Origin of the sequence: Streptomyces caelestis (genome assembly GCF_001279005.1) — a bacterium.
Classification (GTDB): Bacteria; Actinomycetota; Actinomycetes; order Streptomycetales; family Streptomycetaceae; genus Streptomyces; species Streptomyces heliomycini.
The window spans coordinates 124,076-142,717 of the sequence record NZ_LGCN01000108.1 but is presented as its reverse complement, the minus strand read 5'-3'; the positions used below and the strand labels follow the sequence as shown (position 1 = coordinate 142,717).

General features: G+C 73.2%; 14 protein-coding genes and 2 pseudogenes. 6 read left to right on the top strand and 10 right to left on the bottom strand.

Annotated features, from left to right (window positions below; genetic code table 11):
* Positions 1-48 precede the first annotated feature (48 nt).
* Both ADK41_RS10710 and ADK41_RS40710 read left to right on the top strand, forming a co-directional pair.
* Positions 49-693: a hypothetical protein gene (locus ADK41_RS10710; RefSeq protein ID WP_030828198.1), complete on the top strand. Its 645-nt coding sequence runs from the start codon at positions 49-51 to the stop codon at positions 691-693.
* Positions 694-779: 86 nt separating this feature from the next.
* Positions 780-1,709, top strand: a pseudogene (locus ADK41_RS40710) (IS5 family transposase).
* Here the strand turns inward: ADK41_RS40710 and ADK41_RS10705 are convergent.
* The 3 genes from ADK41_RS10705 to ADK41_RS10695 all read right to left on the bottom strand — a co-directional run bounded on the left by ADK41_RS10705 (position 1,690) and on the right by ADK41_RS10695 (position 5,488).
* Positions 1,690-2,388 (bottom strand): hypothetical protein, encoded by a 699-nt coding sequence (locus tag ADK41_RS10705; protein ID WP_234318843.1) that lies wholly within the window; start codon positions 2,386-2,388, stop codon positions 1,690-1,692. The pseudogene ADK41_RS40710 and the gene ADK41_RS10705 sit on opposite strands and share 20 nt — an antisense overlap.
* A gap of 69 nt (positions 2,389-2,457) precedes the next feature.
* Positions 2,458-3,939 (bottom strand): cellulose-binding domain-containing protein, encoded by a 1,482-nt coding sequence (locus tag ADK41_RS10700; RefSeq protein WP_030828204.1) that lies wholly within the window; start codon positions 3,937-3,939, stop codon positions 2,458-2,460.
* A gap of 226 nt (positions 3,940-4,165) precedes the next feature.
* Positions 4,166-5,488 carry a radical SAM protein gene (locus ADK41_RS10695; protein ID WP_030828207.1) on the bottom strand — a complete coding sequence of 441 codons (1,323 nt, stop codon included), beginning with the start codon at positions 5,486-5,488 and terminating at the stop codon, positions 4,166-4,168.
* A gap of 155 nt (positions 5,489-5,643) precedes the next feature.
* Between ADK41_RS10695 and ADK41_RS10690 the strand changes: the two genes are divergently transcribed.
* From ADK41_RS10690 to ADK41_RS10680, 3 genes are all read left to right on the top strand, one after another.
* Complete coding sequence (locus tag ADK41_RS10690) at positions 5,644-6,897, top strand: FAD-binding protein (protein ID WP_030828210.1); 1,254 nt, start codon at positions 5,644-5,646, stop codon at positions 6,895-6,897.
* A gap of 133 nt (positions 6,898-7,030) precedes the next feature.
* On the top strand, positions 7,031-8,257 hold the full coding sequence (locus ADK41_RS10685) for an ROK family transcriptional regulator (RefSeq protein ID WP_030828213.1): 1,227 nt from the start codon (positions 7,031-7,033) through the stop codon (positions 8,255-8,257).
* Positions 8,258-8,816: 559 nt separating this feature from the next.
* Complete coding sequence (locus tag ADK41_RS10680; protein ID WP_030828215.1) at positions 8,817-11,681, top strand: glycoside hydrolase family 2 TIM barrel-domain containing protein; 2,865 nt, start codon at positions 8,817-8,819, stop codon at positions 11,679-11,681.
* 6 nt (positions 11,682-11,687) lie between these two features.
* Here ADK41_RS10680 and ADK41_RS10675 read toward each other — a convergent pair whose 3' ends face one another.
* Positions 11,688-12,212 carry a hypothetical protein gene (locus ADK41_RS10675; RefSeq protein WP_234392534.1) on the bottom strand — a complete coding sequence of 175 codons (525 nt, stop codon included), beginning with the start codon at positions 12,210-12,212 and terminating at the stop codon, positions 11,688-11,690.
* Complete coding sequence (locus ADK41_RS10670) at positions 12,194-13,918, bottom strand: PHP domain-containing protein (protein ID WP_030828220.1); 1,725 nt, start codon at positions 13,916-13,918, stop codon at positions 12,194-12,196. The genes ADK41_RS10675 and ADK41_RS10670 overlap by 19 nt, the downstream gene beginning before the upstream one ends.
* 170 nt (positions 13,919-14,088) lie before the next feature.
* On the opposite strand from ADK41_RS10670, the gene ADK41_RS10665 reads away from it, so the two are divergent.
* The gene (locus tag ADK41_RS10665) at positions 14,089-14,667 is read left to right on the top strand and encodes a TetR/AcrR family transcriptional regulator (protein WP_030828222.1); all 579 of its coding nucleotides are present in this window, start codon (positions 14,089-14,091) and stop codon (positions 14,665-14,667) included.
* 22 nt (positions 14,668-14,689) lie between these two features.
* Here the strand turns inward: ADK41_RS10665 and ADK41_RS10660 are convergent, their stop codons facing one another.
* The 5 genes and pseudogenes from ADK41_RS10660 to ADK41_RS10640 all read right to left on the bottom strand — a co-directional run bounded on the left by ADK41_RS10660 (position 14,690) and on the right by ADK41_RS10640 (position 18,633).
* Positions 14,690-15,478 carry an isocitrate lyase/PEP mutase family protein gene (locus ADK41_RS10660; RefSeq protein WP_037804452.1) on the bottom strand — a complete coding sequence of 263 codons (789 nt, stop codon included), beginning with the start codon at positions 15,476-15,478 and terminating at the stop codon, positions 14,690-14,692.
* Positions 15,475-15,936 (bottom strand): hypothetical protein, encoded by a 462-nt coding sequence (locus tag ADK41_RS10655; protein WP_030828224.1) that lies wholly within the window; start codon positions 15,934-15,936, stop codon positions 15,475-15,477. The genes ADK41_RS10660 and ADK41_RS10655 overlap by 4 nt, the downstream gene beginning before the upstream one ends.
* Before the next feature lie 105 nt (positions 15,937-16,041).
* Positions 16,042-17,106, bottom strand: a complete 1,065-nt coding sequence (locus ADK41_RS10650; protein ID WP_030828229.1) for a rhamnogalacturonan acetylesterase — start codon at positions 17,104-17,106, stop codon at positions 16,042-16,044.
* A pseudogene (locus tag ADK41_RS10645) lies at positions 17,103-17,405 on the bottom strand (RICIN domain-containing protein); the annotation flags it as partial. The pseudogene ADK41_RS10645 and the gene ADK41_RS10650, both read right to left, overlap by 4 nt.
* A 145-nt stretch (positions 17,406-17,550) precedes the next feature.
* Positions 17,551-18,633 (bottom strand): glycoside hydrolase family 43 protein, encoded by a 1,083-nt coding sequence (locus tag ADK41_RS10640; RefSeq protein ID WP_030828234.1) that lies wholly within the window; start codon positions 18,631-18,633, stop codon positions 17,551-17,553.
* Positions 18,634-18,642 lie beyond the last annotated feature (9 nt).

Genomic DNA, 18,642 nt, shown 5'->3' with positions numbered 1-18,642 from the left:
CCGGGCCTGAGGATTCTTGGCGCGCCGGCCCTGGTAGAACAGTGACCGGTGGGTATCCAGGAGCGCGAGCGCAAGCTGTACCGGCCGCTGCGGCGGGCCGGCCTCGAAGTGATCCCGGACGCCGTGCCGGACGGCACGATGCCGTTCGTCTTCGGATATCGTCCCACGGACATCGTCGGCCGCTTCTCCCACCGCTACGAAACCCCACGGCTCGTCGAGCGTCTCAACGAGGACTGGTACGACCTGGCGGTCTCCTCCGGCCTTCTCGACCACCGGCGCGAGTTCCTCGTCCTGCTTCCCCACGGCACGCACACGCACCAGGCCGCCCTGCAGAAGCGGAGCCGGCTCTATGGCCGCCGTGCCGCACCGGAAGTCTGGACCCGGGTCCGGCTCCTGGACCGCTGGGACCTCATGGGCCGGGGTGCGGCATCGGCGTTCCTCGGCATACGTGCGGGCCACCCGGGCTTCGGCATGATGGCGCTCGACAGCAGCGTGTACATCAGCTGCTCGACCGGCGAGGTCGGTGTCGACGTGGTCGCAGTGCGCCACCCGGCCCGCTCCGAGAACGTCCTGCAGGAGCTGGAGTGGTACGCGAATTGGGACTATCCCCGCGCCGACAAGGAGTTGCAGAAGCGGATCGCCGTCTGGCTCGCGGGCCGCGCACAGGGGACCGTCAGCCGTTCCGGCCGATGACCACGCCTCCCGACGGCGAGGTCGGCAAGATGGTCGCCCTCCAGCTGATCATGTGACTACTCCGTTGCCGACTCGTTCACGTGGTCATGGGGCGGGGTGACCCGACAGATGCCGAATGGGAGCGGCTTCGGCCATTTCTGCCGGTCGGTAACGGTCGTTGCGGCAGGTGGCGGGATCACCGGCAGGTGATCAACAGGATTCCGCACCGGGTGCGGACCGGAGTGCGGTGGCGTGACCTGCCCGAACGGTTCGGGCCGTGGAAGACGGTCTGTGAACGCCACCGCCTGTGGTCGGGTGATGGCACCTGGGAACAGCTGCTCCAGCAGGTCCGGGCCGCGGCCGACGCGGAGGGTGAGATCGACTGGGACATCTCGGTGGACTCCACCATCGTGCACGCACATCAACATGTGGCCGGCGCTCGCACCGATCCGCCTCCGGAACTCTCCGCAAGGGGGCCGAAAGGGGGGAACACCCGGACGAGACACCGTGGCAAAGCTTCGCCGACCGCCTGGTGGAGGTGGTGCTGGAGGTGAGGGCCTGGGCCGCTCACGCGGCGGGTTCACCAGTAAGCTCCACCTGAGCGGGGACGGACGCTGCCGTCCGCTGTCCCTGATCGTCACTCCAGGTCAGCGGGCCGACTGTACCCAGTTCATCGCGGTGCTGGAGAAGATCCGAGTCCCCAGGCGCGGCGCAGGTAGGCCACGTGTGAAACCGGGCAGTCTCGCTGCCGGCAAGGCATACGGCAACGGCCCCGTCCGTAAGCACCTGCGACGGTGGGACATCCGCCACACCATCCCGGAGAAGAGTGACAGCCAGGCCGCCCGTCCACGCAAGGGCTCACGCGGCGGACGGCCACCCGGTTTCGACAAGGACCGCCGCAAGAAGCGCAACACCGTTGAGCGGCGATCAACCGCCTGAAGCAGTTCCGGGCGGTCGCCACTCGCTACGACAAGCGCGGCTATGTCTTCCTTGGCACCGCCATAGCGTCAGCCCTTGCTATCCGGCTTCGAATGTGACCAGTCGAACACATTCCTGGTGTTTGTCGAGCCAGCGGCGTGCCGCGATGCTCAGCGGCGGCTCATCCGGCTCGCCCATGTCGTCCATCGTGCCGTCCGTCAGTGCCTCGGCCCACCGGCGGAGAACCTGCGAACGATGCGGCGCCTTCAGCACGGAGGTGCTGATCGCGTGCTCCCACGTCGTTGCGAAGCACAGCACGTTCCCGTCGAGCGAGAGCATGCGGAACTCGGGGCGGCAGCGTGCGCTGCCGAGCAATCCGGCAGCACCCTCGCCCATGAGGTCCCACTTGCTCTGCAGCTCGACGCAGTGCCACCGTGCGAGGCGGTTCTCGTCGGGCTGGAGCGCGAGCAGGAACCTGCGGTCGGTCTCGGAGAAGAGCCCTCCTTCGACCGACAGCCGGTACCAGTCGGCGTTCGCCTTCTCGTGCAGCTTCGGCTCGAGTGCGTCCAGCATGGCCTCGACGCGCCCTTCCTCGGAAGGGCAGCTCGGTGCCTGTCCGGTGACGATGGGGGGAATGAGCCCTTCGGGCTCGGTCCATCCGTCCACGATCCGCAGGCCCGCTGCGGCGAAAGACCTCATCAATCCCATCATGCAGTATCCGCTGATCAGCACGCGGGGCAGGGCCGTGCTCGGTTTCGCACCTGGGCCGTTGCCGCCCGCTACGGCAGACGCGGCCATGCGTTCCTCGGTACCACCGTCGCAGCGATTGGGGTCATCCCGCTCCGCACGTGATCGGCCGGACAAGTCCTAGCCGACGCAGGGGCGGCTGTTCAAAGTGATGTCGGTGGGCGGGGTGTTCGTGCCGTGCCAGGACGCGAGGAAGCCGAGGGCGAGCTTTCCGCCGGCCGGGACGGTGCGGTTGTAGTCGGCGGCGGTGGCGGTGACCCGGGGGCCGTCCTGGCTCACCGACGCGTCCCACATCTGGGTGATCCGCTGGCCGTCGGGGAGGGTGAAGCCGACGCGCCAGGTGTCGAGGGGGTCGCGGGTGGTGACGGTGACGGTGGCCTGGAAGCCGTCGGGCCACTCGTTGACCAGGTCGTAGTCGGCCCGGCAGGCGGCCGGTTCGCCGGGGGCGGTGGTTCCGGGCGCGGCGGCGGTGGAGGAGGTGCCCTGCGGTTCGGGGTCGGGGGCGGGGTCCTCCCGGCCCGGAGTGCGTTCGGGGGTGTGTCCGGCGGACGGCTCCGGGGACGGGGTGTCCGGAAGGACCGTGGGGGCGGGGGGCAGGGAGGGGCCGGGGTCGGCCACCGGTTGCCGGTCGGCGTCCGGGGGCGCGGCGCCCTCGTCGGCCGTGTCGCCGAACGGCATCAGGGAGACCGCGAGCGCGAGCAGGGAGACCAGGAGGGCGGCGACCAGCAGTCCGTGCCGGGCGAGGCGTGTGCCGTCCGTGCCGTCCGCCGGGCCGCCCGCGTCCGGGTCGGCCCGGTCCGGGCGGCCCGCTCCGAGCCGCACCTCGGCGGCGCGGCGGCGGCGTTCCAGATAGGCGAGGCCGCCCCAGCCGATCACCCCGCCGGTCAGCGCGCCGGGCAGTCCCCCGCCGTGCAGCCGCAGGCAGGCCGCGGCCTCGGCGCACCGGTGACAGGTGGCGAGGTGCCGGGAGAGGTCGTCGGGGGTGTCCGCGGCGGGCGAGCGGGTGACGGCGTCGAGGAGCCGGGCGTAGCTGCGGCACTCGGCGTCCAGGGGCGAGTCGAGGTGGTTGCGGTGGCAGCGGTCCCGGAACAGGCGGCCCACCTGGGCGAGTTCGTCGGCCGCGGTGGCGGGGTCGAGGCCGAGCCGGCGGGCCACCAGGGGCAGCGGCAGGGCCTCCGCCTCGGCCAGCCAGAGCAGTTCGGCGTCCGCGGGCTGCAGATCGCGCAGTCCGCGCAGGGCGACCGGGCGGTCCAGGGGCGGGCCGGTGTAGCGGGCGGCCTGCTCGGAGTGGAGCCACAGGCGCAGATCGGGGTCGAGCTTGTGTCCCTGTCCCGCGTCCTCCCAGGCGGCCGCCGTGCTGCGGACCGCCGTCAGCAGCAGGGGTATCCGGGGCAGCCGGGAGGGACGGCGGCCGTGGCCGCGGACGGTGCCCGACTCCGCCTCGCGCAGCTCCCGTATGCCCTGCGCGAAGGCCTCGCGGGCCAGTTCCGCCGCGGCGGCGGATCCGGCCGTGCACAGGTCGGCGTAGGAGAGCGCGGCGTCCCAGCACTCGGTGAACAGCGCCGCCTCGGTGGCGTCCTGGGGGCTCGGCAGGTCGGGCATGAGACTCCCGCATCACGAGCGAGGTCAACTCGCCATAGGGGCAGTGGAGTTGGGGAAACCTCGCGGCAGTGGCAGAGCTTTTCACGTCCCCGACACAACTGACAAGCGCTTCCCTCACTTTCCGTGGCGGCGCCGCGACCCCCCGCAGGGACCATACGCACGGAAGGCCGGAACGTCTCGGTTCCGGCCTTCCGCGTGCGACGGGGCGCTGGAGCCCCCGGGTGTCTCAGACCGCCTCGGCGGACTCCCGCGCCGGGAGGCTGTCCATGAAGGAGCTGACCGAGAACACCGCCTGGCCGGGTCCGGGCGGGCCGTAGCCGGGGGGCGAGGAGAGGCCGAAGTCCTCCATGGTCTGCCGGTACGCCTGGAGCAGCCGGATGTGGTACTCCAGCGGGGCGCCCTGCGGGTTGGCCTTGCCGAGCGGGGTGGTCGGCTCCGGGCACCAGGTGGTGAAGCGGGGCGTGATGCCCTGCGACATGAAGAAGCGCAGGCCCTCGGTGGTGGAGGCGATGGCCTCGTCGACCGTCTTGAAGCCGAAGGGCTCGGCCATCTCCACGCCCGCCACGAAGTTGGGGATCACGTTGCGCGCGCCGAAGATCTCCGCCGAGTCGAGGATCCGCCGGTGCCACTCGTCGCGGCCGACGTAACGCTCCTTGCCGGGGCAGTACATCTTGAACAGGTACTCGTCCCACACCTCGTAGTTGGGGTGGTAGATCTGCACGCCGTAGTCCTTGAAGCGCTGCACGTCGTCCCTGGGCAGCGCCTGGGCGACGACCTTGCCGATCCAGCGGCCGGGGAAGCGCTCCTCGATGGCCTTGGCGTAGTGGCCGTAGAAGTCGGCCTCGTCGCGTCCGGAGACGGTCTTGGTGATGGCGCCGCCGGTGAGGGTGTAGGCCGTGGACGCCTTCGCGGTGTCGTACCGGTCGATGATCTCGAGGGCCTCCAGGACCTCCTCGACGTCCTTCACCCCGGTGTAGGGCCGGCCGGCCGCCTTGTGCTGGCGCCAGTTGTGGTTGATGTCGCAGTACTGGCACTCCTCCTTGGCGCCGAAGTACTGGCAGACCCGGAAGACGGTCAGGTAGATCAGGTAGCCCCACTGGATCGTGGGGGCGACCTCCATGACCGACTTCCCGTTGGACAGGGTGTGCCGGTAGTACTCGGGCATGGGCGGCACGCCGACGTCCGAGATCCGCCTGCCGTCGAGGTAGAGGCCGAGCATGCCGTGCTCGTCGGCGGCGACGCGGTAGGGGGAGGCCGGGTTCACGCGCACGGACACGACCGTGCGGCGCAGGTCGTACGGGCCTCCCGTGAGGATGATCTCCTCCGGCGGGCGGCGCAGCGCGGCCTCGCCCAGCTCGGGCAGGGTGCCGTGGTCGAAGGAGAAGATGAAGTACGACTTCGGTTTGACCTCGCCGCCCTCGTTGTCACTGAGCGCGGACGGATCGAAGGCCACGCCGCCGCGCAGCAGGTCCTCCTTGAAGACGGCCTCGCGCGGCACCTGCGGGAACCGCTCCATCAGATCCTCGACCAGCGCGGTGCGGCTGCCCATCGACGTGTCTCCTCCCGGTTCGGACGTACGACTCCTCACGGTATGCCCCCGCGGGGACGTCCGGGGTGGCGGGTCCCCCCACACGGCGTGGACCACTCACGGGATAGGTTCCGGCGGGGGACCTTTTCGGTCCCGTGCGTCAGGAGGGACGAGCGATGGCCGAGACCGTGACCAACTGGGCGGGCAACATCACGTACGCCGCCGGGGAGCTGCACCGCCCGCGGAGCCTGGACGCGCTGCGGGAGCTGGTCGCCGGGAGCCCGCGCGTGCGGGTCCTGGGCAGCGGGCACTCGTTCAACGAGATCGCCGAGCCCGGCGAGGGCGGCGTCCTGCTCTCCCTCGACGCGCTGTCCCCCGGGATCGACGTGGACACGACCGCCCGGACGGTACGGGTCGGGGGCGGCGTGCGGTACGCCGAGCTGGCGCGGGAGGTGCACCGGCACGGGCTGGCGCTGGCGAACATGGCGTCGCTGCCGCACATCTCGGTGGCCGGCTCGGTCGCCACCGGCACGCACGGCTCCGGCGTCGGCAACGGTCCGCTCGCCTCGTCCGTGCGCGCGGTGGAACTGGTCACGGCGGACGGCGGCGCGGTGACCGTGGCGCGCGGCGACGAGCGGTTCGGCGGCGCGGTCACCTCGCTGGGCGCGCTCGGTGTCGTCACCGCGCTCACCCTGGACCTGGAGCCGGCCTTCGAGGTCGAGCAGCACGTGTTCACCAAGATGCCGCTGGAGGGGCTGGACCCCGCCACGTTCGAGAAGGTGATGTCGGCGGCGTACAGCGTGAGCCTGTTCACCGACTGGCGGGCGCCCGGCTTCCGCCAGGTGTGGGTGAAGCGGCGCACCGACCAGCCGCTGCCGGACTTCCCCTGGGCGGCTCCGGCGACCGAGAAGATGCACCCGGTGCCGGGGATGCCGGCGGTGAACTGCACCGAGCAGTTCGGCGTGGCCGGGCCCTGGCACGAGCGGCTGCCGCACTTCCGCGCGGAGTTCACCCCGAGCAGCGGGGCGGAGCTGCAGTCGGAGTACCTGATGCCGCGGGACTCGGCCGTCGCCGTGCTGCACGCGCTGGACGAGGTCCGGGAGACGGTCGCCCCGGTGCTGCAGACCTGCGAGGTGCGGACCGTCGCCGCCGACGACCAGTGGATCGGCCCCGCCCACGGCCGGGACACGGTGGCCGTCCACTTCACCTGGATCGAGGACACGGCGGCGGTGCTGCCCGCGGTGGCGCGGGTGGAGGAGGCGCTGGCGCCGTTCGGGGCGCGGCCGCACTGGGGGAAGGTGTTCACCACGCCGGCGGCGGAGCTGCACGCCCGTTACCCGCGCCTGCACGACTTCCGGACCCTCGTCCGCGACCTGGACCCGGCCGGCGCGTTCACCAACGCGTTCGTCCGGGACGTCCTGGGCGGTTGACGCGCGCCGGCCCCGTCCGGACTTCGCCGAGCCCTTTTCCCCACCCCTTGTCGCACGGTCCGCGCCCCCCATAGCCTTGCCGCGCGCCGGTGCCCGGTCGGCCCGGCCCGGCCCGGTGGGGAGGGGCAGCCCGGTGAGACGCACGTCACGGGACATCCGTACGGCCAACCGCTACCAGGTGCTGCGCCAGATCATCGCCGCGTCGCCCACCTCCCGGCAGGAGCTGGCGGCCGCCACGGGCCTGAGCCTCGCCACCGTCGCCACCCTGGTCGGGGAGCTGCTCGACCTCGGCATGATCACCGAGGTCGGTTTCGAGGACTCGGCCGGCGGCCGTCCCCGGGGGCTGGTGGCCGTCAACGCGCCGGGGGGCGCGCTGATCGGCGTGGATCTCGCCGAGACCTACGTCCGGGTCGAGCTGTTCGACCTCGCGCTGAACGTGCTGGCCCGCGCCGAGGAGGACGTGCGTCCCGGGGAGAGCCGGCCCGAGCAGGTCGTGGGGCACGTGGCGACGGCGGTCGGATCGGTGGTGGCGCGGGCCGGGGTGGAGGGCGCGCGGGTGCTCGGGGCCGGGGTGAGCATGCCGGGCCAGGTGGACCGGGACACCGGTGTCTGCGCGTACGCCCCGAACTGGGACTGGCACGACGTGCCGCTGCTCGACCTGCTCGCCGGGCACATCGCCCACCCCTTGTACCTGGACAACCCGTTGCGGGCCTGCGCGGTGGCCGAGCTGTGGTTCGGGGCGGCGCGCGGGCACGGGGACGCGGTGGTGGTGAACCTCGGGACCGGGGTGGGCGCCGGGCTGGTGCTGGGCGGCGCGGTGCACCGGGGGGTGAGCGACAGCGCCGGCGAGTGGGGGCACACCACCCTCGTCCTGGACGGCCGCCCCTGCCACTGCGGCGACCGGGGCTGTGTGGAGGCGTACACCGGCGCCCCCGGGATCATGCTGAACCTGCGGGAGCTGAGCCCGGACAGTCCGCTGCTGCGGGCCGACGACCAGACGGCGACCATCGACGCGCTGGCCCGGGGGGTGAGGGCGGGCGATCCGGTGGCGGTGAAGGTGCTCGAGCGCACCGCCCGCTGTCTCGGCGCCGGGGTCGCCGGTCTGGTCAACCTCTTCAACCCGGAGGTGGTCGTGCTCAGCAGCTGGGTCGCGGCCGCGTTCGGCGAGCCGCTGCTCGACGGGGTGCGGGCGGCCGTCGCCCGGCACGCGCTGCGCCGCCCGCTGGCCGCCACCCGGATCGTCCTCTCCCCGATCCCCACCGATCCGGTGTGCCTGGGAGCGGCGACGTTCGCGCTGGAGGGCGCGTTGCAGTCGGCGGGGAAGGGCGCCGAAAGGCGCGCCGTCGGCAACCGCCGGTAGACACGGGACCGTTCGTCATCACGAACGGTCCGCAACGCTTCGCACGGACTTCGTCCAACCCCTTGCCGAAGCGTTGTTCGAAGGTTAACGTCCCGCGCACCGCGAGTTCTTGAGCGCCACCCGCAGCACGCCACCCGCAGCACGCAGCACTCGAGACGAGGACGCCGACATGCCGGCACCGAGCACCAGCACGGGGGACCGTCGATCCGCGCCCCGCGCCGCCGCAGGCGGCGACGACGGCCGCGGGGGCGGCTGCGGATCGCAGTGGTCCCACCCGCTTCCTGCTGCGGCGGTACTTCCCGGGGTTCCCCGGGGAGCCGGCGAAGGCGGCACGGGTGGACGGGCCCGGTCACCGGGGCGCGTACGGGCGGGCCGTCGTGCCGGACTCGCCGAACCTCTTCGCCGCCGTCGCCGGGAAGTCCCGACGACCGACCGGACCGTCGACCTCCAACCGATTCCCACGGCCACCGCCCTGTCCGTCCTCCCCCCGGTGGGCGCGGACCGGGATCAAGGGCTGAGCCGGCCCGATCCAGTGAGCCGCACCGACTCCAGGAGACCCATGTCATCGCACACCCCGGCGACCGACTACGTCGAGGACGTCTCCCCCGGCCGCGGGACCCTGCCCCCGCGCGCCTGGTACGCGTCCTCCGACGCGGCGTCCCTGTCCCTGAACGGCGGCTGGCGCCTGCGGGTGTCCGCCACCGCCGACGCCGAGGACGACTCGTTCGCCGCGCCCGGATACGACGCCGGCGGCTGGGCGGAGGTGACCGTGCCCGGCCACTGGGTGCTCCAGGGCCACGGCGCGCCGATCTACACCAACCACCTCTACCCCTTCCCCGTCGATCCGCCGCACGTCCCCGCCGAGAACCCGACCGGCGACCATCTGCGCGTCTTCGACCTGCCCGGCGACTGGCCGGCCGGGGGCGGGGCGGTGCTCCGCTTCGACGGGGTGGAGTCCTGCGCCCGGGTGTGGCTGAACGGCACGGAGATCGGGGAGTTCAAGGGATCCCGGCTGCCGCACGAGTTCGCGGTCGGGCGCCTGCTGAAGCCGTCCGGGAACGTCCTCGCGGTCCGGGTCCACCAGTGGTCGGCGGGCTCGTACCTGGAGGACCAGGACCAGTGGTGGCTGCCCGGCATCTTCCGCGACGTGGCCCTGCTGCACCGTCCGGCGGGCGGCGCGGGCGACTTCTTCGTGCACGCCGCCTACGACCACGTCTCCGGCGCGGGCACCCTGCGCGTCGACTCCGACGTCGAAGGACGCGTGCTCGTCGAGGAGCTGGGCATCGACGTGGCGGCCGGCGAGCCGGTCACCCGCCCGGTGGAGCCGTGGACGGCCGAGACGCCCCGGCTGTACGACGGCGTCCTGGTCACGGCGGGCGAACGCGTCCCCGTGCGCATCGGCTTCCGCACGGTCGTCGTCGAGGACGGCCTGATCAAGGTGAACGGGACCCCCCTGCTGTTCAAGGGCGTCAACCGGCACGAGTGGCACCCGCGCGAGGGCCGCGCGCTGGACCTCGCCACCATGCGCGAGGACGTGCTGCTGATGAAGCGGCACAACGTCAACGCGGTCCGCACCTCGCACTACCCGCCGCACCCGGCCTTCCTCGACCTGTGCGACGCGTACGGGCTGTGGGTGATCGACGAGTGCGACCTGGAGACCCACGGCTTCGTCGAACAGGAGTGGCGGGACAACCCCGTCGACGACGCACGCTGGACGCCGGCCCTGCTGGACCGGGCCGCGCGCATGGTCGAGCGGGACAAGAACCACCCGTCGGTGGTCATGTGGTCGCTCGGCAACGAGGCCGGCACCGGACGCGGTCTGACCGCGATGGCCGACTGGATCCACGACCGGGACCCGTCCCGCCCGGTGCACTACGAGGGCGACCCGGGCTGCCGCGACACGGACGTGTACGCGCGGATGTACCCGCCGCACGAGGAGGTCGAGCGGATCGCCCGGGGCCTGGACGGCGGCACCCGCCGCAGGCGCGAACTGCCCCTGATCCTCTGTGAGTACGCGCACGCCATGGGCAACGGCCCCGGAGGGCTCACCGAGTACCAGGAGCTGTTCGAGCGGTACGACCGGCTCCAGGGCGGCTTCGTCTGGGAGTGGATCGACCACGGCGTCGAGCACCCCGGGCTGGGCTACGCCTACGGCGGTGACTTCGGGGAGGAGCTGCACGACGCCAACTTCGTCTGCGACGGACTGGTCTTCCCCGACCGCACGCCGTCACCGGGCCTGATCGAGTACAAGAAGGTGATCGAGCCGGTCCGGATCGAGGCGGGCGACGCGGACGGCACCGTACGGGTGACCAACCGGTACGACTTCGCGGACCTGTCCCACCTGGAGTTCTCGTTCTCCCACCAGGTGGACGGCCTGCCGACGGGGGCCCGCCGGCTCACCGTGCCACCGCTGGCCCCCGGGGAGTCGGCGCAGGTCGAGCTGGACGGGGCCCCGGACGGCGGGGGCGAGGAGGTGCGGTGGACGGTGGAGGCGCGGCTCGCCGAGGACACGCCCTGGGCCGGCAAGGGCCACGAGGTGGCCTGGGCCCAGGGGACCGTGTCCCGCCGCGCCCCGCTGCTGGCGGCGGCCGGCGTGCGCCCTGTCGTCGACGGGGACCGGATCACCCTGGGCCCGGCGGTCTTCGACGCCCGCACCGGCGCACCCCGCACCCTCGTCGGTGTGCCGGTGCGCGGTCTGCGGCTGGACGTGTGGCGGGCCACCACCGACAACGACGACGGGGCGGCCTGGCAGACGGACACCCGCTACGGACCGCTCTGGCGCGAGCTGGGCCTGCACCGGATGCGGCACCGCGTCGAGGCCGTCGGGACGGACGGCGAGGCGCTGACCGTACGGACCCGGGTGGCGCCCGCCGGCCGGGAGACGGGCCTGCGGACGGCGTACCGCTGGACCTCCGACGGCACCCGTGTACGGCTGACCGTCTCGGTCGTGCCGGAGGGCGACTGGCGGGCTCCGCTGCCCCGGCTCGGCGTCCGCTTCGGCCTCCCCGGGGCCACCCCGGAGGACGCCGTCCGCTGGTTCGGCGGCGGGAACGAGTCGTATCCGGACACCCGGGCCGCCTCCAAGGACCTGCTGTGGGACGCGAGCGTCCAGGAGCTCCAGACGCCCTACGTCCGTCCCCAGGAGAACGGCGCCCGCGCCGACGTGCGGTGGGCGGAGATCGGCGGCCTGCGGGTCGACGGCGAACCGGAGTTCTGGTTCACCGCCCGCCCCTGGACCACCGAACATCTGGACGCCGCCCGGCACCGCACCGACCTCGTCCCCGGCGACACGGTCTGGGTCCACCTGGACCACCGTCTGCACGGCATCGGCTCCCAGTCCTGCGGTCCGGGCCCGCTCCCCCGGTACCACCTGTGGCCCGAACCCGCGGAGTTCTCCTTCGTCTTCTCCCGGCCGCGCGGCTGACGGGGCTCAGTGGTCCGCGCAGCAGGGCGTGGGGTCCGGGGCCTCGAACGGCACGAGCGTGCCGCCCAGGGCCGGGGTGGCGGCGAGGACGAGTTCGTCCCGCTGCCACTGCGGCCGCACATGGTCACGGGTCACCACGCGCGTGTCCGGGCCGGGCGGCTCGGGCGTGCCCAGCACCGTCACGCGGGCGATCGCGGAGCCGACGAGCAGCTCCGCGACGGTCAGCGTGCCGGTGAGCGTGGAGACGCCCGGGTAGAGCACCGCGCGCCCCACCTCGTCGGGCAGGCCCGGAAAGACGGCTCCGTACCCCGCGAGCCGCTCCCGGAGGGTGTCGGGGAGCGGCCGCGAGGCCAGGGACAGTGACACGACGACGCGCGGACGGTCGTCGCGCACGAGGTGGGTGCAGCCGAACACGTCCCCCGGGAGGTCGAGTCCGGCCGCCATCCGGTGCAGCAGGCGGTCGGCGTCGAGCAGGTCCCCGATGCCCGCGTCCACGGTGAGGGCGTACGGCGTCACGACGGCAGGACCCACACCGGGTTGGAGTAGAACCACAGGTCGCGCCACGGGTCGGCGTCGCCGACGACGTCGAGGGCGGGGCCCGCCGGGTCGACCTTCGCGCCCATCGCGCCGACGGCGGTCCGGTTGCCGTCGGTGCCGCGCAGCCGGACGTACAGCGGGCGGTCGACGCGGCCGAGGTCGAAGGTGACGCGGACGGTGCCGGCCGACTTGCCGACGTCGTACGACCGGGCGACCCTCGCCGTGGGCGCGGTGAACGTGTCCTTGTCGGCGACCGGGCCGGTCACATCGCCCTGGATGACGTCCACGCGGGCGAGCTTCGGGGTGAACCCGGCCCAGTTGTTGCCGCCGGCGAGGGCGATGTCGGCGGTCAGCGTGACCTTGGCGCCCTTGCGCACGTGCAGGGCGCCGCCCAGGGTGGCCCAGCGTCCGCCGCCCGAGACGCGGACGTCGAGGCCGCTGATGAGCTGACCGTGGTCGACCCAGATGCGGCCGGCGCGGATGCCGTCCATGACGGCGGCGTAGGAGAAGCCGTCGGCGCCGACGTGGGTGCGGCTGTACTGGCCGGGCCAGTAGTCGTTCTCGGTGAGGTCGATCCGTCCGGCGTAGACCGGGTCGTCGTAGCGGCCGTTGGCGTTGAAGTCGCCGCCGCCGCGGGCGCCGGTGTCGCCGTACACCTGGTGGGAGTCGGAGTTGGCGGTGATCCACCAGGGACGGCCCTCGGCCAGGAGGCTGTCCCACAGGCCGCCGACGGTGGCGGTCATCCAGTCGAAGCCGCCCCAGGTGCGGTAGCTCTCCAGCGGGTAGCCGGCGAAGGAGTTGGCGCTCGGGCCGCCGTCGTAGATGCCGCGGGCCCCGCCCGGGCCGAGCGGCGCCGGCAGACCGCCCGCCTGGTGACCGGGGGCGCCCTCGAAGCCGACGGCGATCTGCCGGTCGCCGGCGCCGGTCGCGTCGCGCCAGGCGCGGATCTCGTGCGGGGAGTCGATGCCCTTGCGCGCGGGGTGGTTGGCGAGCATCAGGGCGTCCTTGACCTTGCGCCGCCCGACCTGCTCGGCGAGGAAGTTCAGCCCCGCGATGGCGAGCGCCTCGTTGGCCGGGGTGGAGGAGGTGGCGCCCTTGACGCCGCCGTCGTAGTCGGTCTCGAACTGCTTGAGGACGGATACCTCGTTGCGGCCCGGGTGGACGAAGACGGTGCCGTGCTCGGCGGCCGGGATGTTCCACTCCAGGCCCTGGAAGACGAGGGTGTCCTCGTACGCGTCGCGGGCCTCGAGGATGTCCGGGTTGACCTTGTCCACGCCGATCCTGGCGTGGGTGGCGCCGCCGTGGTCGGTGATGACCAGCCAGTCCATGCCGTGCCGGGCGCCCTGGCGGACCTGGTCGGTGACGCGGTACTTGCCGTCGCTGCTGTACTGGGTGTGGATGTGGTGGTCGCCCGCCAGCCACAGGAAGCCCTTGCTCCTTCCCTTGCCGCGGCCGCTGTCGCCCGCCGCGTGCGCGGGCGTGGCGGCGCCGGCGCCGGCGGAGAGCACGGTGCCGGCCGCGAGGCCCGCGCCGAGCAGCCCGGCCCGGCGCAGCAGCGTACGGCGGGACCTCTGCTCGGGGTTCAGCGCCTCGTCGGGCACGGAGGTGTCGAAGGCTGCGGGCAGGGGAGCCGTCGTCTCGTGCTGGTGGTCGTGGCCGTGATGGTGGTGATGGTGCCCGTGTGCGTGCCCGTGACCCATGAAGTGCCTCCTCGGTACCGCGGCGTGACGACGCCGCGTGTGGAGGATCAAGGAGGCGCGTGAACGTCGGACGACCTGCGGATGAGCGGCGCATGCCCTGGACACGGCGGCTCGCGCACATCTGATCGGTAGGCTGGGCGCTTCCTGTCGGGTTTGCTTCGGAGGCCTCCATTCCCCGCGCCGGACTCACCGCCGACCGTCTCGTCGCGGCCGCCGCCGACCTCGCCGACGAGGCGGGCTACGAGAACGTCACCCTGTCCGCGCTGGCCCGGCGCTTCGGCGTGAAGGACGCGAGCCTGTACGCGCACGTGCGTGGACTGCGGGACCTGCACGTCCGGATGGCCCTGCTGGCCGGCGGCGAGATGATCGACCGGATCGCGGCGGCGGTCGCCGGGCGGACCGGCAGGGAGGCGCTGGCCGCCTTCGCGAACGCCTACCGGGAGTACGCCCTGGCCCACCCGGGCCGTTACGCGGCCACCCGGCTCCCCCTGGACCGGTTCCCGGTGGCCGACTCCCCCGCCCTGCGCCGCACCGCCGAGCTCGTCTACGGCCTGCTCCGGGCGTACGGTCTGCGGGAACCCGATCTCACCGACGCCGTGCGCCTGCTGCGCAGCACCTTCCACGGCTACTGCGCCCTGGAGTCCGCCGGCGCCTTCGGCGACCCGCGGGACGTCCGGGCCTCCTGGGACGCGACGGTCGAGGCCCTGCACATCGCCCTGGTGAACTGGCCGCGCACGTCCGTGGGCTGACCGTCCGGAGCATGTGCCGGAGTCATCCGGAGGAAGCCGTGCCCTCGCCCTCGTCCCGGCCCCGCCGGCCGAGCGACTGGATCTCCTCGTACGACGGCGCCGTGCCCTCCGGTCCGCGGCCCGCCCTGATGGCGGCCGCCGTCTCCACCGCCGCGCCCAGCGCCCGCCGGTACAGCAGCGAGCCGAGGCTGACGCGGCGGACGCCGAGGTCGGCGAGGCGGGGCACGGACGGGCCGGTGGGCGAGTGGAGGACGTTGAGGGGGACGCCGTCCAGGCCGCGCACCAGGGCGGCGATCTTCCGGGGGTCGGTGAGGCCGGGCACGAACACGCCGTGCGCGCCCGCCCGTACGTAGGCGTCGAGGCGGCGGGTGGTGTCCTCGCCGTCGCCGAGCCAGTACGTGTCGGTGCGGGCGTTGACGAAGAGGCCGGGGGCCGCCGCCCGGACGGCGGCGATCTTCGCCGCGTGCCGGTCGGCGGGCCCGAGCCCGTCCTCCAGGTTGATGCCGGCGGCGCCCAGCGCGTGCAGCTCCCGGGCCAGTTCGGCCACGTCGTCGGGGTCGTCGCCGAAGCCTCCCTCCGCGTCCACGGAGAGCAGGAACGGTCCCGGGCCGAGGGTGCGGGCGAGCCGCAGCGTCTCCTCGCGGGTGGCCGCGGCCCCGTCGGGCAGCCCCACCGCCGCGGCGACGGCGAGGCTGGTGGTGCCGACGGCCCGGAAGCCGTGGGCGGCCAGGGCGTGGGCGGAGGCGTGGTCCCAGGCATTGGGAAGGAGCAGCGGCTCGTCCGCGTGGTGGAGGTCGGCGAAGGCGGTCACGACAGGTCCCCGACGGCGTCGGCGTAGTAGACGGACTCGTTCAGGTGGCGGGCGAGTTCGCGGAAGCTCCAGCCCTCGCCGGGCGAGTCGTCGAGCTGTTCGTCGGTGAGCGCGTCGAGGCGGTTGGCCCAGACGCGGGCGAGCCGGGTGAGGCGGCTGCGGGCCTCGTCGAGGTCCTGCGGGGTGAAGGGGGCGAGGTCGGCCTCGGTGGTGATCAGGGAGGCGTGCCAGTGGTCGGGCTGCGGCTCCTCGCCGGCGAGCCGGGCCTCCATCTCCGCGAGGTGGTCGACGAGGTGGTCGGCGACGCGGCGGATCGCCTTGTGCGGGGTGTAGAGACGGTCGTCGACGTGGGCGGGCTCGCCGTTCCAGCGGGTCCAGGTGGCGGCCAGCGCGAGGACGTGGTCGACCATGGCGGTGACGGTCGCGGAGGGGGTGGCGGTCTGCGGGTGCTCGTTCATGCGGCAACGCTAGGAGCGGGACGCTTCGGCGCCGGCCGAACTGTCCTGGCGTGCGGGGGTGGTGGGCCCGGGGCGCCCCGGTTCCGGTCGGGGCGCCCCGGGGTCTCATCCCGTCCTGACCTTGCTCCGGGGCACCAGACGCAGGTTCAGCAGTTCCTCGCGGACCAGGTCCGCGTACACGGTGGCGCCGTGCACGGAGGTGTGCGTGTTGTCCCGTTTCTCGTCGGTGAGGTACAGCGCCTTGGAGCCCTCCACGCCGAGGGACTCCACCCGTTCCCTGGTCCGCGCCGTGAGGTCGATCAGCGGGACCCCCCGGTCGGCGGCGACGGAGCGGATGACGGCCGGGTGGTCGACGCCGAGCCCGTTGACCAGCAGGGCGGTGTCGTTGTCCAGGGTGCCGTCGGCGTTGAACCAGCGCCGCACGATCGGGGTCACGAGGACCGGCTCGCCGCCCCGCTCCCGCACGCCCGCCACCAGCGCCTCGAGGCCTGCCCGGTAGGTCGCCCCGTCGGTGGTCTTGTCGTTGTGGGCGAGTTGGATCAGGACGAGGTCGCCGCGCCGGATCAGCGGCCGGACGGTGTCCCACAGGAGCGGGTTCCCGAGGTAGCTGACCGTGCTCTCCCCGGAGTCCGCGTAGTTGGCCACGGACAGTCCCTCGCGCAGGTACCGGGGCAGTCGCTGGCCCCAGCCGGCGTACGGGTCGCCGGGCTGGTCGCAGACCGTGGAGTCGCCCACCAGGAGGATCTGCCGGGCGTGCCGGGCCGGGGTGACCCGGATGCCGGCGAGCGCGGGCGCGGTTCCGCCGACGGTGAGGTCGAGTCCGGGGGTGCCTTCGGCGCCGAGGGGTTCGCCCTCGGGGGTGCGGACGTTCACGGTGAAGCTCCGCACGACGTGTTTCCCTGCCGGTGCGGCGGTCTCCGGGAGCAGGGCGCGCCGGGTCTCGCCGTCGAGGGCGGTGCTGGACGCCCGGTCGCCGCCGAGGACGACCCGCACGTCGTAGGTGCCGGGCGGCAGGTCGAAGTGGCAGGCGGTGGCCGTGCAGTTCTCGATGCCGGGGGCGGGCGGACGTTCCGTGTGCCGCTGTGCCTGGGCCGGTGCGGCCGACAGGCAGACGCCCAGCGCCACGGCCGTCGTCACGGCGGTCCGGCCGAGCGTGCGGACCCGTCTCATGTTCCGCGTGTCCATTGCTGGTTGGCCCCTCCGTTGCAGGTGTACGTGATGACCGCCGCCGAGTCGGCGGTGGAGCCGCCGTTCACGTCCAGGCACTCGCCGGTGGCGCGGGAGACGACGGTGGCGTAGGAGCCCGTGGTGGTGACGGACCACTGCTGACCGGTCGCGGAGGCGTCGCAGTCCTCCTGCGTGACGGTGCTCGCGTTCTCCTGCACGCACAGACCGCTGCTGCGGACCACCGGCTGGTGGTGGCCGCCGCCGACGGGTTTGAACCAGTACTTCTGGTCGCCGCCGCCGTGGGCGTGCACGGGGTTTCCCGAACGGTCGGTGAACCGGGTGCCGTTGGCGATCGTCTGCGGGGCGGCCTGCGCGGGTCCGGCGGTCACCGGCGCACCGGCGAGCGCGAGGCAGAGGGCGAGCAGTGACGCGTACGCACGTCTCATGTCACGCCCCCTCGGTGTCGGCCACGGGGACGCCGAAGTCGGGGGTGCCGTCCGCCTTCCAGCCGAGCTTCTGGATCCGGGTGTGCCGGTTGGGGTCGTCCAGCGGGTCGCCGGTGATCTCCTTGTACGGGCGGGCGTGGTAGACGAGGACGTCGGTGCGGCCGTCCTCGGCGACGGTGAAGCAGTTGTGGCCGGGCCCGTACTGCCGGGTGGTGTCGCTGCCGGTGAAGACGGGGACGGGCGACTTGGCCCAGCTCGCCGGGTCCATGAGGTCGCTGTCCTCGTCGGCGGTCAGCAGGCCCACGCAGTAGTGGTGGTCGGTGGCGCTGGCCGAGTAGGTCATGAACAGCCGGCCGTTGCGGTGCAGGACGTAGGGCCCCTCGTTGACGGCGAAGCCGATGCGCTCCCAGTCGTACTCGGGTGTGGACAGCCGCACCTGGGGGCCGGTCAGGGTCCAGGGGTCGGCCATCTCGGAGAGCCAGACGGCGGTGTTGTCGTCCGTGCCGGGTTCGTGCTGGGCCCAGGCGAGGTAGCGGGTGCCGCGGTGGGCGAAGGTGGTGGCGTCCAGGGAGAAGGTCTCCCACGCGGTCTTGACCTGCCCCTTCTCGACCCAGGTGCCCTTGAAGGGGTCGGGGTGGGCGTTCTCCAGCACCCAGATGCGGATCGCCCACACGTCCTCGGCGGGCGCGGCGGCGAAGTAGACGTACCACTTGCCGGCGACGCGGTGCATCTCCGGCGCCCAGATGTGGGCGCCCATGTCGCCGGTGGGGTGCGCCCGCCAGATCACGGACTCGGCGGCCCGGCCGAGTCCGCCCAGGGTGCGGGAGCGGCGCAGGACGATCCGGTCGTACTCGGGGACGGTGGCGGTGAAGTAGTAGAAGCCGTCGGTGTGCCGGGTGAGGTGCGGGTCGGCACGGTGGCGGACGAGCGGGTTCACGTACGGGGCTGCTTTCGTCGGTGCGGCGGCGCGGGCGGCGGCGGGGGTCGCTGCGGCCAGGGCGCCCGCGGCCAGGGCGCCCTTCAGCAGGAGTCTGCGGGCGGGGGGCGGGGGGAGGTCGGGCAGGTCGTCGGCGGCGCGGCTCACGTGGTCTGC

Excerpts from the sequence above, each read along its gene's own strand:
- ADK41_RS10705 (WP_234318843.1), bottom strand. The coding sequence starts at position 2,388 with ATGGCCGCGTCTGCCGTAGCGGGCGGCAACGGCCCAGGTGCGAAACCG.
- ADK41_RS10700 (WP_030828204.1), bottom strand. The coding sequence starts at position 3,939 with ATGCCCGACCTGCCGAGCCCCCAGGACGCCACCGAGGCGGCGCTGTTC.
- ADK41_RS10695 (WP_030828207.1), bottom strand. The coding sequence starts at position 5,488 with ATGGGCAGCCGCACCGCGCTGGTCGAGGATCTGATGGAGCGGTTCCCG.
- ADK41_RS10690 (WP_030828210.1), top strand. The coding sequence starts at position 5,644 with ATGGCCGAGACCGTGACCAACTGGGCGGGCAACATCACGTACGCCGCC.
- ADK41_RS10680 (WP_030828215.1), top strand. The coding sequence starts at position 8,817 with ATGTCATCGCACACCCCGGCGACCGACTACGTCGAGGACGTCTCCCCC.
- ADK41_RS10670 (WP_030828220.1), bottom strand. The coding sequence starts at position 13,918 with ATGGGTCACGGGCACGCACACGGGCACCATCACCACCATCACGGCCAC.
- ADK41_RS10655 (WP_030828224.1), bottom strand. The coding sequence starts at position 15,936 with ATGAACGAGCACCCGCAGACCGCCACCCCCTCCGCGACCGTCACCGCC.
- ADK41_RS10650 (WP_030828229.1), bottom strand. The coding sequence starts at position 17,106 with ATGAGACGGGTCCGCACGCTCGGCCGGACCGCCGTGACGACGGCCGTG.